At 39.0% G+C, this 14,223-nt stretch carries 13 protein-coding genes; 6 read left to right on the top strand and 7 right to left on the bottom strand.

Annotated features, from left to right (window positions below; translation table 11 throughout):
- The first annotated feature begins 431 nt into the window (after positions 1-431).
- Positions 432-2,576 (top strand): formate dehydrogenase subunit alpha, encoded by a 2,145-nt coding sequence (fdhF, locus tag PMI_RS17800; RefSeq protein WP_080544259.1) that lies wholly within the window; start codon positions 432-434, stop codon positions 2,574-2,576.
- A gap of 88 nt (positions 2,577-2,664) precedes the next feature.
- On the opposite strand, the gene PMI_RS17805 is transcribed toward fdhF, so the two are convergent.
- Both PMI_RS17805 and PMI_RS17810 read right to left on the bottom strand, forming a co-directional pair.
- Complete coding sequence (locus PMI_RS17805) at positions 2,665-3,552, bottom strand: 2OG-Fe dioxygenase family protein (RefSeq protein ID WP_012368813.1); 888 nt, start codon at positions 3,550-3,552, stop codon at positions 2,665-2,667.
- A 190-nt stretch (positions 3,553-3,742) separates the two neighbouring features.
- Positions 3,743-5,356 carry a sigma 54-interacting transcriptional regulator gene (locus PMI_RS17810; protein ID WP_004245418.1) on the bottom strand — a complete coding sequence of 538 codons (1,614 nt, stop codon included), beginning with the start codon at positions 5,354-5,356 and terminating at the stop codon, positions 3,743-3,745.
- Positions 5,357-5,756: 400 nt separating this feature from the next.
- Between PMI_RS17810 and hydN the strand changes: the two genes are divergently transcribed.
- The 4 genes from hydN (at position 5,757) to sugE (ending at position 7,475) form a co-directional block, all read left to right on the top strand.
- Positions 5,757-6,314, top strand: a complete 558-nt coding sequence (gene hydN, locus PMI_RS17815; RefSeq protein WP_004248867.1) for an electron transport protein HydN — start codon at positions 5,757-5,759, stop codon at positions 6,312-6,314.
- Between the two features lie 73 nt (positions 6,315-6,387).
- A complete protein-coding gene (gene hypA / locus PMI_RS17820; RefSeq protein WP_004245415.1) occupies positions 6,388-6,729 on the top strand; it encodes a hydrogenase maturation nickel metallochaperone HypA in 342 nt (113 codons plus the stop codon).
- A gap of 8 nt (positions 6,730-6,737) precedes the next feature.
- A complete protein-coding gene (gene hybG, locus PMI_RS17825; protein ID WP_004245414.1) occupies positions 6,738-7,028 on the top strand; it encodes a hydrogenase maturation factor HybG in 291 nt (96 codons plus the stop codon).
- 132 nt (positions 7,029-7,160) lie between these two features.
- Entirely contained in the window at positions 7,161-7,475 is a 315-nt protein-coding gene (gene sugE, locus PMI_RS17830; protein WP_004245413.1) for a quaternary ammonium compound efflux SMR transporter SugE, read from the top strand.
- Positions 7,476-7,547: 72 nt separating this feature from the next.
- Here the strand turns inward: sugE and frdD are convergent, their stop codons facing one another.
- Genes frdD through frdA form a run of 4 tightly spaced genes read right to left on the bottom strand, consistent with a single transcriptional unit; the run spans position 7,548 to position 10,858 of the window.
- Positions 7,548-7,907 carry a fumarate reductase subunit FrdD gene (gene frdD, locus PMI_RS17835; protein ID WP_004245412.1) on the bottom strand — a complete coding sequence of 120 codons (360 nt, stop codon included), beginning with the start codon at positions 7,905-7,907 and terminating at the stop codon, positions 7,548-7,550.
- 14 nt (positions 7,908-7,921) lie between these two features.
- Positions 7,922-8,317, bottom strand: coding sequence for a fumarate reductase subunit FrdC (frdC, locus tag PMI_RS17840; protein ID WP_004245411.1), 396 nt, complete (start codon positions 8,315-8,317; stop codon positions 7,922-7,924).
- 14 nt (positions 8,318-8,331) lie between these two features.
- Positions 8,332-9,069: a succinate dehydrogenase/fumarate reductase iron-sulfur subunit gene (locus PMI_RS17845; RefSeq protein WP_004248868.1), complete on the bottom strand. Its 738-nt coding sequence runs from the start codon at positions 9,067-9,069 to the stop codon at positions 8,332-8,334.
- Positions 9,062-10,858 carry a fumarate reductase (quinol) flavoprotein subunit gene (gene frdA / locus PMI_RS17850; protein WP_004252782.1) on the bottom strand — a complete coding sequence of 599 codons (1,797 nt, stop codon included), beginning with the start codon at positions 10,856-10,858 and terminating at the stop codon, positions 9,062-9,064. The genes PMI_RS17845 and frdA overlap by 8 nt, the downstream gene beginning before the upstream one ends.
- A gap of 959 nt (positions 10,859-11,817) precedes the next feature.
- On the opposite strand from frdA, the gene epmA reads away from it, so the two are divergent.
- Positions 11,818-12,795: an elongation factor P--(R)-beta-lysine ligase gene (gene epmA / locus PMI_RS17855; protein WP_004245408.1), complete on the top strand. Its 978-nt coding sequence runs from the start codon at positions 11,818-11,820 to the stop codon at positions 12,793-12,795.
- A 261-nt stretch (positions 12,796-13,056) separates the two neighbouring features.
- On the opposite strand, the gene glpQ is transcribed toward epmA, so the two are convergent.
- Positions 13,057-14,136, bottom strand: a complete 1,080-nt coding sequence (gene glpQ / locus PMI_RS17860) for a glycerophosphodiester phosphodiesterase (RefSeq protein ID WP_004248870.1) — start codon at positions 14,134-14,136, stop codon at positions 13,057-13,059.
- Positions 14,137-14,223: the final 87 nt, after the last annotated feature.

The following is a 14,223-nucleotide window of genomic DNA, read 5'->3' on the forward strand; positions in this document are numbered from 1 at the left end:
CGAATAAATTGTTATTCAAAATATTAATTCTTAAAAATTTACCTAAATAAGAATATAGCAAGTCAAATTATCATATTGTCATCAAATAATGATGTGTTTAGTTGTTAAATAAAAATAACTAATTGTATTTATTGAAAAATAATAATTTTATTGATGAGAAGAATACATAGAGAAAATCGTGTTAATTAGACCGATTAATCTTTGCTATTACTGCTTGCTCATCGTCGACAGAAAAATCGTCATTAGTGTCGATAATTGTTTCCTTTTTGTCTCTTACTCATCTTATTACTGATAACTGTCTGTTATTTTTCTTTGTTTTTCATCTAATTATAAAATATTTAAAATAATGGCTTATTTGGCACAGTCTCTGCATAGATAAAGGAGAGAATCGGGTATTAACCTGAAAGTTGATGAACACAGGAGCAATGTTGATGAAAAAAGTCATCACGGTCTGTCCGTATTGCGCCTCAGGATGCAAAATCTACCTGAAGGTGGAAAACGGTAAAATCATTGGCGCTGAAGGAGCCAATGGTTTAACAAACCAAGGTGAGCTGTGTCTGAAAGGGTATTATGGATGGGATTTTATCCATGATACTAAGATACTGACTCCACGCCTTAAAACACCTATGATCCGCCGTGAAAGAGGTGGAAAATTAGAAGCGGTTTCTTGGGATGAAGCTATTGAGTTTGCGAGTAGCAAACTACTTGCTATCAAAGAGAAATATGGCGCTAAAGCTATTATGACAACCGGTTCATCACGAGGACCTGGTAATGAAGCTAACTTCGTTATGCAGAAATTTGCTCGTGCGGTTATCGGAAATAATAATATAGACTGCTGTGCTCGTGTCTGACACGGCCCTTCGGTTGCAGGTCTGCAGCGTTCGGTCGGTAATGGTGCTATGAGCAACTCAATCGTTGAGATTGAGGATACCAAATGTCTATTTGTCTTCGGTTATAATGCCGCAGACTCGCATCCTATTGTCGCTCGCCGTATTGTGAAGGCGAAAGAAAAGGGTGCCAAAATTATTGTATGTGATCCACGCTATATCGAAACAGCTCGCTTGGCTGATTTACACTTAGCATTGAAAAATGGTTCTAATATTGCACTGCTAAATGCTATTGCCAATGTGATCATAGAGGAAAAATTATACGATAAATCCTTTATTGAAAATCATACCGAGCAATTTGATGAGTATTGCCAATTAGTCGCAAGTTACACCCCTGAGTCGGTAGAAAAAACAACGGGGTTAAGTGCACAAATTATCCGTGAAGCAGCGCGTATGTATGCCAAAGCGGAAACGGCGACAATCTTGTGGGGAATGGGGGTAACACAGTTCTATCAAGGGGTTGAAACCGTTCGTTCACTCACTAGCTTAGCATTATTAACCGGTAATCTTGGTAAGAAATATGTTGGGGTAGGTCCTGTTCGTGGTCAAAATAACGTACAGGGTGCTTGCGATATGGGAGCACTACCTAATACGCTACCAGGCTATCAGTATGTTACTGATGCGAAAGCGCGTGAAAAATTTGCCAAAGCTTGGGGCATTGAATCGATGCCTGAAGAAGTAGGCTATGCGCTTAGTGAAGTTCCTCATAATATCGACCATGGTTTAATTAAAGCACACTATGTGATGGGGGAAGATCCACTACAAACTGAGCCAGATTTAGCCACTATTCGTAGAACCTTTGAAAAACTCGATTTACTGATAGTACAAGATATCTTTATGACCAAAACAGCATCGATTGCTGATGTTGTTTTCCCTGCCACATCATGGGGTGAACATGAAGGGGTGTACACATCAGCAGACCGTGGATTCCAGCGTTTCTATAAAGCGGTAGAGCCTGTTGGTGATGTTAAAACAGACTGGCAAATAATCAGCTTAATGGCAACAGCAATGGGTTATCCAATGCATTACAACAACACCAAAGAAATTTGGGATGAGTTGCGTGAGTTATGCCCGATTTATTATGGTGCAACTTACGAAAAAATGGCTGATTTGGCGTATATTCAATGGCCTTGCCCAACAGAAGATAGCCCAGGTACACAATATCTTTATGAAGGCGGTAAGTTCGATACTCCTAATGGTAAAGGTCAATTCTATACTTGTGAGTGGGCGCCACCTATTGATCAACTCTCTGATGAGTTCCCAATGGTATTGGCAACGGTTCGTGAAGTTGGACATTACTCTTGTCGTTCAATGACAGGTAACTGTAAAGCATTAGCTGCATTGGCTGATGAACCCGGTTATGTTCAATTAAACACTGAAGATGCCAAACAGTTAGGAATTAAAGATCAAGAGTTGGTTTGGATACGCTCTCGACAAGGTAAGGTTATTACTCGTGCTGCGGTCAGTGATAGACCAAATAAAGGTGCGGTATATATGACTTACCAATGGTGGATTGGGGCTTGTAACGAACTAGTTGCAGAAAACTTAAGTCCAATAACCAAAACACCTGAGTATAAGTATTGTGCGGTTTGTGTTGAGTCAATTAAAGATCAAGCTCAAGCTGAGCACTATGTAAAAACAGAATATAACAATATTAAACGTCGTTTAAGAGAAGCCGCTGAAGGCTAACTTTGCTGATTAATATTTATTTTCTGTTCGAAAACCGAGCATGACTGATCTAGATATCAGTAAGCTCGGTTTTTTTATCGCTTTATGCTTAGGCTACTTGCTTATTTAAATGTAACGTTAGTGGTAAATCGGGATGTAATTGGGTTGAATCAAACTGATGTGATGGATGAGTGTCTACGGTTGGATAACGGGATAATAACACAATAAAATCCTGATAAGCAGAGTGGTGATTGTCATGCGTAAAAATAGGTGTACCACTATGATTTAACTCATTATCCGCAATTAACAATATATCCAGATATTGGGCATTATTATGCTCATAGAGAACATTATTAGGATTAATATCTTGCCAAGGTGTACCTATTGCTTCTTGAGGAGAATGAACACGTAATGCGCCGGAATTATTTTTTACATTATTTTTATTCATCATGACAATCATTGTGTGATCAACACCATCTTTATGCACCCCTTCAATAGAAAGCTCACTTAACGAATTAGGTTCAGCAATGAGTCTTAAATGAAATACCGTTGAAATTGATTTAGGGGATTGTTGATCGGTTAAGCGGCGTGGCGTAAATCGATTTCCTTCAATCAGGAGCATTTTTAATTTCAATAATGCTTGGTAGGCGGTATTGCTTTGCCAGCGATCGTCAATTGCTCGAAAGTGTCTTTGTGCACCGCTATCTTCACGAATAAAGCCATCTTCTTCAGTGAGGACAAAAGGTTGATACTCTAGTCGTGAAATGGTTTTAGCCTCATTATCGAAAAGGTAGCGTCCGGTGCGAGAGTGACGAAACGACAATGTGGGATCTTGCGCGAGATAATCACCATATTCTATGAGTGTATCTATATCTTTCTCTGTTGCACCTAATTGTTTTATTAAATCAATAACTATTTTTTGTGGAATAAAAACATATTTATTATTTTTATATTCTTCTTTTATTTTATTAATTTTATTCGTAAGCAGGTCATTCATAGGTAATATGCTCCATGGATTATTTATATTCTTATAATAAGTTAGCGTTAATTAACTAGTGATAATAATTAAAGAAATATAACCACTAAAATTATAGATAGGGATAAAAAAGTTGCCAATGGACAGAAAAAAACGAGTGTAACAAATTAATTACACTCGTTTTACAATATCGGCTGTAGTGGTCGTAAAACTAAAGAATTTCAGGAATGGAAATACCTAAGCGTTGCATACGTGATAATAAGGTGGTTCTTTTTAATCCTAATTTTAATGCCGCACCTCTGGCACCAGCCACTACACCGTTAGTTTCTCTAAGGGCTTGTATTATCCGCTCACGCTCTTCATCATCACTTTCAGGTGCGCTAGTTTGCATCTTTTTTTCTATGGCTGATGGTTGCGAAAGCACTTGTTTTAAACGAGATGGTTTATTGATATTTAACTCTTTTAGTTGCAAATTTAGCGTAGAGCCTCGAGTTAAAATAACCGCGCGCTCAATAATATTTTCAAGCTCTCGTACATTTCCCGGCCAAGGATAATGGGTTAATTGCTCCAAAGCATGTGTTGGAATACAGTCTATTTTTCTATCCATGCGGCGGGCAATTTTTTGCGTAAAATATTTTGCCAATAAGGGGATATCTTCAGGCCGCTCCCGTAATGGCGGGATAATAATAGGAAAAACATTCAGACGATAATAGAGATCTTCTCGAAATTCCCCTTCATCCGTCAGTTCACATAAATCTTTATTGGTCGCTGCAATTAAGCGTACATCCACAGGAATAACTTTATTACCACCTAATCTTTCGATTTCACGCTCTTGGAGAACCCGTAATAGTTTTGGCTGTAATTCAATGGGCATATCGCCAATTTCATCGAGAAAAAGCGTACTTTTATCTGCCATTTCAAATCGACCCACATGGGCATGTGTTGCACCCGTAAAAGCGCCTTTATCATGTCCAAAAAGATCACTTTCTAACAGACCGGAAGGTACTGCTGCACAATTCATTTTTATCATCGTCTTATTTTTACGATGACTTAAACGATGGATCGCTCGTGCAATTAACTCTTTACCAGTACCTGTTTCGCCTAAGATAAGTACAGTACTGTCACTTTGAGCGACTAACTCAATTTGTTCTAGTACATTATGCATGGCATCGCTTTGATAAATAATCTCGCTAAAACTACCATTTCTATTTATTTGTTCATTAAGCCAAATATTTTCGTTCTTAAGGCTATCTTTAAGGTGAGTTATCTCTTCATAAGCGGCGGCATTTTCAATTGCAATCCCGATGCGCGCGGCAATTTGTTGCAATAATTGACAAGTTTCTTCAGTAAAAACACTACTTATTTCATGCGCTAGGATTAATAAACCTAGCGGTTTACGGTTAAAAGCCAGTGGCAATAACAAAGCCGTCTGCATATTTTGTTTTACGAGACGTTTAATCAAAACATCGTCTTGATCTTCTTTATTGATATCGATTAAAACGGGTTTGTTTTGATGAATAATTTCTTCGGCTTTGTTATTGGCGCTACTGAACTTACGTTGTTGACGAATGACAGATTTTCCTGTCTGATAACGACTAGAATAAAGAATACCTTCATGACTATTTTGTGATGAAGTACGACATAACATCAGACTAATATGATTAAGTCCGAAAAAACGATGTATTTCTTTAGATACTTCAGAAATGAGGCCATCCATGTCTAGATGCGCTAATACAGAATTTGTAATATCGACAAGTATACGATATTGATTCCGCTCACTGCGAAGGCTCTCCATAGTTTCAGCATTGTTACTGCTTAATTTCATGACACCACCGATTGCCCTAAAAAATTAACTATATTGTAATCGCTTTATTATAAATTTATATCAATGACTGAGTCATTTTTGATCCAAACCGCTATTTTCTTATTTAACGGGAAAGTAAAAAATATAAATTTAACAAATCGATATATATTTATTTATATATTGATTGATTAGATCGTCAAAAATGTCGAATAAATTGACGAAATATAATTTTCCTAATTAATAATCATTTTTATTTGCAAATTAGTTAATTGAAAAATAAGGATTAGTTAATTTAAAAATAGATTGGCATGAACCATGCTATATCTAATATATAGATACCTAATTGTTATTCTAAATTAGATAATTAATTGCGTTTATCGCCAATATAACGGCTATATATAACAAACAGCAGGAGAATATGATGAACCGTTTCATCATTGCAGACCCTAAAAAGTGTATTGGTTGCCATACCTGTGAAGTAGCATGTGTTGTTTCACATCAGCAAGCTTCCCAAGATAATTTAGCAATCGACCAAATTAGTGAGCAAAATTTCCAACCACGCATTCATGTGGTGAAAGGCTTTTCAATTAGTACCGCAGTTGTCTGCCATCAATGTGAAGATGCTCCTTGTGCCAATGTCTGTCCTAATGGTGCCATTATTCATAATAAAGATTATTACTATGTCGATCAGGATAAATGCATTGGTTGTAAAACCTGTGTCTTGGCTTGTCCTTATGGCACTATGGAAGTGGTTTCTCGTCCGGTTATGCGTAAATTAACCGCTCTCAATACGATTGAAGCATTTAAAGCTGAAGCCAATAAATGTGATTTATGTCATCACCGTGCTGAAGGTCCTGCTTGTGTTGAGGTCTGCCCAACGCAGGCATTAGTCTGTATTGATAGAGATGCACTTGAAGATATGGTTAAAGAGCGTCGTCGTAAAGCGGCTTTTGAAACAGGCGCTGATTTATTGTTCTAAGATCAAGAATAAAGCAACTATGTCCTGATACTATAGTTGCTATTATTTATCCTGCTTCAAGTAAGGTATAGACATGCATGAAATCACGCTTTGCCAGAGCGCATTTGAGATAATTGACTCACAAGCTAAATTAAATAATGCGCAAAAAGTAAAAAGCGTTTGGATGGAGATCAGCGCACTATCTTGTGTTGAAGTCTCTGCACTTGAGTTTTGCTTTGATATTGTTTGTCGAGATACTATCGCACAAGGTTGCCAGCTACATATTGAGGTTATCCCAGCTAAAGCATGGTGTTGGGATTGCCATCAAGTGGTGACTGTTTCGACTTTTAATGCAGGTTGTCCTGCTTGTGGTAGTCAAAATTTGCGGGTTGAGAATGACGATGCAATGCGCATAAAACAAATAGAGATCGAATAGGGGTTGTTATGTGCCTTGGTATTCCAGGTCAAGTTGTTGAAGTGGGAAAAACCATCACTGAAAATGCATTGGTCGATGTTTGTGGTGTTAAGCGTGAAGTGAATATCGCATTAGTTTGTGAAGGCGAGCCTGATACGATGATTGGTAAGTGGGTATTAGTGCATGTGGGTTTTGCCATGAGTATCGTTAACGAACAAGAAGCACAAGAAACCCTTAACGCATTGATGGCGATGGGGGAAGTCGAAGACGATGTGAGTGCTTTTCTCTATGGTGAGGAAAGTACAGCTAAACGTGCTTGAGCAAATTTAATACTATTTGCATGGTTGCTGACTTTTTCTTATACTCTATTTTCACTTTTCAAAGGCTGGGACGACCCAGCTTTTTAATCTGTATATTCAGGGGACGACCCCAATTATCAATAGGGGTAGTTTATGTCTTGGATAATTCTCTTTGTCGCTGGCCTATTAGAAATTGTGTGGGCGGTTGGTCTTAAATACACTCATGGTTTTACCCGTTTAACACCAAGTATTATTACGATCAGTGCGATGATCGTGAGTATGGGGATGTTATCGTATGCGATGAAAGGCTTACCTGCGGGTACGGCTTACGCCATTTGGACCGGTATTGGTGCCGTTGGTACGGCTATCTTTGGTATTATCGTTTTTGGTGAATCCGCCAATATTTATCGTTTATTGAGTTTAGCGATGATTGTTTTCGGTATTATTGGTTTGAAATTGGCGAGCTAATTTTTATATTCACGCAGTTTAGCGATAAAAAAAGCCACTCAATGAGTGGCTTTAATTTTATTTATCAAGCGATTATAGTGTAAAAACACCAATAATTGCGATAACACTAATAATTGCTGCAGCACCATAAAATACCCAATTACTAGCAGGTACATGCACTTTAAAATCGTGCAACGTATGGTGAATACGGTGTAATGCACACCAAACTGGCAGAATAATCATTAGCAGTAAGAAAATACGACCAATAAAACCTTGGCTAAATGCCATGATACGATCGTAAGTAAATGCTTCTGGCGCAATACCCATCGGGATTAGAATACCGAGCAGGATAATAATTGCTGGAGAGACAATCGCACTCCACATACCACCTGCACCAAATAATCCCCAGAAAATAGGTTCATCAGAGCGCTTAGGAAGTTGATTCTGATTCATTATTTCCTCCTGGGTTAAACAATTAGCGCCACTGCCAGAATAACGACAGTCACGACGATGGTTAGACCCCATAAACCACGAACGATAGGCTCTTGTGGTAATTTTTCATCTTTAACGACGATATTAACGGCTTTCGGTGCAAGCTTAAACCAAGTGGCCGTATGGAATACCGTTGCGATAAGGGTCACAATATTAATCAGCATCACTATTGGGTTACTTAGGAATCCAACGAATCCCGCCCAACTTTCTGGTCCATTTTTCAGTGCAAATACACCGAACAGTACAACCAGACTGAACCAAAGTTGTGGTAGACAAGTTCCTTCACGGGTGATGTAGAAACGATAGAAACCGAGTTTCGTCCACCAGTTTGGCTGCATACCACGAACATAAGGCTTACGTTTTGTTGTCATGTCTTGTTTCCTCCTTAACGTGGTTTCAGCATGGCAATGACAAAGTCTTGCGCACTGGCTGCTTTACCCTGCTGAATAGCCGCAGCAGGATCCACATGTTTTGGACAGACTTCAGAGCAGTAGCCCACGAAAGTACAAGACCAGACGCCATTCTCACCATTTAATTGAGGCATACGCTCTTTAGCCCCATGGTCACGGCTATCGGTATTGTAACGTTGTGCTAACGTAATCGCTGCAGGACCAATAAACTCAGGATTTAAACCAAACTGAGGACATGCTGCATAGCATAAACCACAGTTGATACAACCAGAGAATTGGTGGTATTTCGCCATTTGAGCAGGAGTCTGTTTATTTGGACCTTCTGAAGGCTTACGATCATTTCCTAAAATGTAAGGTTTAATCGCTTCTAAGCTTTCAATAAAGTGAGTCATATCGACGACAAGGTCGCGCTCGACAGGGAAGTTACCTAACGCTTCGATTCTCACCCCATTTGGGTAGTCACGCATAAAGGTTTTACAAGCCAGTTTTGGGACTCGGTTAACCATCATGCCGCAAGAGCCACAAATCGCCATACGGCAAGACCAACGGTAAGACAGATCTGGCGCTAAGTTATCTTTAATATAACCCAATGCATCCAATAATGAGGTTTGCTCATCGTAAGGCACATCATAAGTGACGAAATGAGGCGCATCATCCGTTTCGGGGTTATAGCGCATGACTTCCATCTTAACGTGCTTCATGTCATCAGCCATTCGCTTTCTCCTTATTCTGCTTGTCTTGTGCAGTCGCTTCACCACCATAGACACGTTTAGCAGGAGCAGATTTGGTGATCTTCACATCGCTATATTCTAAACGCGGTGCACCTTCTGGGTTATAGAATGCCAGAGTGTGTTTAAGGAAGTTCACGTCATCACGCTCAGTACAACCTTCGTCAAGACGTTGGTGTGCACCACGAGACTCTTTACGATTGAATGCAGAATGCGCCATACATTCAGCGACATCTAAACCAAAGCCAAGCTCAATTTTATACAGTAAATCAGTATTAAAGACGCTACTGGTATCTTTAATTTCTACGTGTTTAAAACGTTCTTTTAGTTCAGTCAGTTTATCAATGGTTTTTTGCATTAATTCAGGTGTACGATAGATACCGCAACCTTCTTCCATGGCTTCACCCATTTCATCGCGGATCTGAGCCCAATTTTCAGAACCTTTTTGGTTCATCAGTTTTTTCAGATTGTCTTCGATGTCACGAGTTTGTGCATCTAATGCTGATGCGTTAGCAGGGGTTGCTTCTTGGGCACGACGAACGGCTTCTTCCCCAGCAAGACGACCAAATACTACAAGTTCAGCCAGTGAGTTAGAACCTAAACGGTTAGCGCCATGTAAGCCGACAGATGAACACTCACCCACCGCAAACAGACCTTTAATACGTGTTTCTGTGCGCTGATTAGTCTCGATACCACCCATGGTGTAGTGTGCAGTTGGACGAACTGGAATAGGTTCATTAACTGGATCAACACCCACATACGCTTTTGCCAGTTCACAAATGAATGGTAAACGTTCATGAAGTTTTTTCGCACCCAGATGACGTAAATCAAGATGCACGACATCACCACGGTGAGTTTTAATGGTACGACCCGCGCGCCACTCATGCCAGAATGCTTGAGAAACTTTATCGCGAGGACCTAATTCCATATATTTATTTTCGGGTTTACCTAATGGTGTTTCTGGTCCTAGGCCATAATCTTGTAGATAACGGTAACCATCTTTATTGACCAGAATACCCCCTTCACCACGGCAACCTTCGGTCATCAGAATACCTGAGCCCGGTAAACCAGTTGGGTGATATTGCACAAATTCCATATCACGCAGTGGCACGCCATGACGTAAGGCTATCCCCATACCATCACCTGTAACGATACCGCCATTAGTATTAAAGCGATAAACGCGACCTGCGCCACCTGTTGCCATAATGACAGCATTAGCACGAATTTGAACTTTCGTCCCTTCCATCATATTAATAGCAACAACACCACGAGCGTGGCCTTCATCAACAAGGATATCGAGAACGAAATGTTCATCGAAACGTTGAATTTGTGGGTATTTTAAAGAGGTTTGGAACAGGGTGTGTAACATGTGGAAGCCGGTTTTATCGGCGGCGAACCAAGTCCGTTCGATTTTCATCCCACCAAAACGTCGGACGTTGACTGACCCGTCTTCTTTACGGCTCCAAGGACAGCCCCAGAGTTCTAGTTGAGTCATCTCTGTTGGACAATGCTCAACGAAGTAATCAACGACATCCTGCTCACACAACCAGTCACCGCCAGAAACGGTATCATTGAAGTGAAAGTCGTAGGAGTCGTGAGCCTGAGTCACTGCTGCTGATCCGCCTTCTGCTGCCACAGTGTGGCTACGCATAGGGTAAACTTTTGAGATCAGAGCAATTTTCAGTTGAGGATTTGCTTCCGCTGCAGCAATTGCTGCTCGTAAGCCTGCGCCCCCGGCTCCGATTATCGCTATATCGGCATTAAAGGTTTGCACTGCGCTTCTCCATTGTTCAAGTGAAAATTGGAATAATTGTCTAGAATTCAATTCACTGACATTATTAATTTAGTAATGCTATTTTTTTAAGCTATCCGTAACGAAAATGTTTCACTGCCTTGTGACTACGCTTGATAACATCGTTATTATCATTGACTGTAATTTTAGTATAACGAAATGTAAGGTACGGAAATTTGATATGAATGATGGTTTTCCCGTATTTCACAAAAAAAGTGTGATCTACACCAAGAATTCTCGGTTTTACTAATAATTAACCAGATAAACTTGAGCATAAAATAAAATATTTAATTCTAAAATAAAAATAAAGTTAGCAATGAATAATTCGTTTTTAAAGTATAGATAATTTGAATTACAAAGAACAATGGTTTTTTGTTATTGACTGATTTTTAAGGTAAAATAAATTATCTTTAAGCTGTTTTAATATAATTTAATAAAAATATAAACAAATAGTTAAAATAAACTTTTACTATTTATCTAAAACAAATCGATTTGTCTTATTAATTGTTAATAAAATATTAATAAAATCTCTTAAAGATTATAATAGCCATCAAACTTAACGGCGCTAAATATTAAATAGTGCTTAAAATTGATAAAAAATAGACTTATTTTATATAAGAAAAATATGAGTTTATTGTTGAACTCGGTTGAGAAAGAGAATTATTCTAATTTTTATTTTTGATACACCGTTGCGCTATTAGTGGCATAAAAAGTTGTTATCGTTATTGGCTTGGGATAGACGTGCTATTGCTAGTGACGAAAAAACGCAAAAAAGTAGATGATTTGTAGAATTGTATTGATTGCATTTATATGTTTGTCGATATTTAATCAATATAATTGGTGGGAATGAAAATATGGTACATCTTTTCTGGAAGAAATTTGTCTGTTGAAGAGGATGCGAGTAAACTGCACGCTTTGTTTTCTGTTGGAGTTTTTCGTTCATGAGTGAAATCGCGGATTGGCAGCCAAGCGCCTCAATCGCCAACTTACTGAAAAAGGCGAAAATTGTCAGTAATATTAGGCGTTTTTTCGCTGATCGTGGTGTTTTAGAAGTTGAAACACCGATGATGAGTCAGGCTACCGTTACCGATATTCATCTATGCCCATTTGAAACCCAATTTGTGGGGCCAGGTGCTTCTCAAGGGCTAAAGTTATATTTAATGACCAGTCCTGAATACCATATGAAGCGTCTATTAGCGGCAAACAGTGGGCCAATTTATCAAATGGGGCGTTGCTTCCGTAACGAGGAAGCCGGTAGATATCATAATCCGGAATTTACGATGCTTGAATGGTATCGACCTTGTTTTGATATGTACCGGTTGATGAATGAAGTCGATGATTTATTACAAGAAGTGCTTGATTGTGAAGCGTCTGAATCGCTCTCATATCAACAAGCCTTTTTGCGCTATCTCGATATCGACCCTTTATCTGCAGATAAAGAAAAGTTACGTGAGGTTGCGGCAAAGCTTGATTTATCAAATATTGCTGACACAGAAGAAAATAGAGATACGCTACTGCAATTACTTTTTGTGTCAGGTGTAGAGCCTCATATTGGTCTTGAAAAACCAACCTTTATCTATCATTTTCCTGCTTCACAAGCTTCCCTTGCTGAAATTAGCTCAGAAGATCATCGTGTTGCAGAGCGATTTGAGGTCTATTTTAAAGGTGTCGAGTTAGCAAATGGTTTTCGTGAATTAACGGATGCTAAAGAGCAACGTCTTCGTTTTGAACGTGATAATCGTCAACGTGTTGCCATGGGATTACCTGAACAGCCTATTGATGAGCGTTTTTTAGCTGCGCTTGAAGCTGGATTACCTGAATGTTCTGGGGTTGCTTTAGGCGTTGATCGCCTGATTATGCTCGCACTCGGTGTTGAGCGTATTAGTGATGTGATTGCCTTCCCTGTTTATAGAGCATAATTTATTTGCTAATCAGATTAAAAAGAGAGTTTAGGCTCTCTTTTTTAATATGAATAATATGGAAAAATACGAAAAATTGGTAAACGAGCATTTAAACGAGCATAAAATTAGCCTAAAACACAATATACTGTGATAACAAACGAGTAAAGCGTATGGATAATCGGAGCGATTTTCACTATGAGACACGGTGAGAGTAGCAGAGCAACTCAAGGGAAATTATCCTGCCCTTTATTGATAAGAGCAGGATAACAGAAATAAAGGTTATTTAGCTTGTTTTTGTAAGAACTTAACCCCTAAATCAGGGAAATCAGTAAATACCCCTTCGGCACCCGCTTGGTTATAAATAATGTCATAAAGCTGATCGCCATCTTTGGCATATTTAGGTAGTTTATCCACTCGTACCGTAAATGGATGAATGGTTAACTTGTTGGCATGAGCATCGGCAGCCATACCGGTTAAGGTGATTTTATCTGGTGTTGAGTCTTCTTCTACTAACATATGATAATCAGGGCCAATGCCATCAGCATAAGTCGCAATTTCTTTCATGGCGCCAGGTTTAAACATCCAGTCATAACTGTAGTTTGTCCATGTGCCATCTGGTTGTTTTTCATATGTCTCATTCCAATCGGTATAAGCGATTAACTGAACCAGTTTTAAATCCATCCCCATTTGTGGCATCAATTCTGTTTTAATGCGTTTTAGATCGTTAGGATCAAAGGATTGTAGATAAACATTATCGCTCTTTTGGGTATAGCCATACTGTTTTAAGACTTCGAGAACTTTTTTAGTAATGTCTTTCCCTTCTTGTTCATGAAACCAAGGTGCTTTGATCTCAGGATAAATACCAATATCTTGTCCTGTTGATTTGTTTAAGCCTTGGATAAACTCAATTTCTTCTTGGAAAGTGTGGATGCGAAAATCGGATTTTCCCATTGGGAAACGATTTGGATAACTTTGGACTTTTTTACCGTCAACAATATCGAAACCTTCGGTAAATTTCAGTCCTTTGATCTCATCAAGAGTAAAATCGATAGCATAGTAACGGCCATCTTTTCTTGCTCTGTCTGGATAGCGTTCAGCAACATCGGTGACACGATCGAGATAGTGATCATGCAAGACAACCAGTTGGTTATCTTTTGTCATCACCAGATCTTGTTCTAGATAATCGGCACCTTGTGCATAGGCGAGTGCTTTGGCAGGTAAGGTGTGTTCAGGTAAATAACCGCTGGCACCACGATGGGCAATCACTACTTTATCGCTTGCTGCTTGTGCGATTGTACTTAAAGATAGAGTTAAAAGAACGCCCGCCACTAACGGTTTCAGTTTGAAAGGTGTACTCATAAAGTTGCTCCATTTTCATTTTCGTACAATAAAGCTATGTACAGTTGGCAATAAAAAAGCCACATCAGAAAGTTGATGTGGCTTGAT

Source organism: Proteus mirabilis HI4320 (assembly GCF_000069965.1).
Taxonomy (GTDB): Bacteria; Pseudomonadota; Gammaproteobacteria; order Enterobacterales; family Enterobacteriaceae; genus Proteus; species Proteus mirabilis.

Bases quoted from the DNA above. Each gene is read 5' to 3' on its own strand.
- frdD (WP_004245412.1), bottom strand. From the start codon at position 7,907: ATGAATCAGAATCAACTTCCTAAGCGCTCTGATGAACCTATTTTCTGG.
- frdC (WP_004245411.1), bottom strand. From the start codon at position 8,317: ATGACAACAAAACGTAAGCCTTATGTTCGTGGTATGCAGCCAAACTGG.
- hypA (WP_004245415.1), top strand. From the start codon at position 6,388: ATGCATGAAATCACGCTTTGCCAGAGCGCATTTGAGATAATTGACTCA.
- hybG (WP_004245414.1), top strand. From the start codon at position 6,738: ATGTGCCTTGGTATTCCAGGTCAAGTTGTTGAAGTGGGAAAAACCATC.
- glpQ (WP_004248870.1), bottom strand. From the start codon at position 14,136: ATGAGTACACCTTTCAAACTGAAACCGTTAGTGGCGGGCGTTCTTTTA.
- epmA (WP_004245408.1), top strand. From the start codon at position 11,818: ATGAGTGAAATCGCGGATTGGCAGCCAAGCGCCTCAATCGCCAACTTA.
- PMI_RS17805 (WP_012368813.1), bottom strand. From the start codon at position 3,552: ATGAATGACCTGCTTACGAATAAAATTAATAAAATAAAAGAAGAATAT.
- PMI_RS17845 (WP_004248868.1), bottom strand. From the start codon at position 9,069: ATGGCTGATGACATGAAGCACGTTAAGATGGAAGTCATGCGCTATAAC.
- PMI_RS17810 (WP_004245418.1), bottom strand. From the start codon at position 5,356: ATGAAATTAAGCAGTAACAATGCTGAAACTATGGAGAGCCTTCGCAGT.
- sugE (WP_004245413.1), top strand. From the start codon at position 7,161: ATGTCTTGGATAATTCTCTTTGTCGCTGGCCTATTAGAAATTGTGTGG.
- hydN (WP_004248867.1), top strand. From the start codon at position 5,757: ATGAACCGTTTCATCATTGCAGACCCTAAAAAGTGTATTGGTTGCCAT.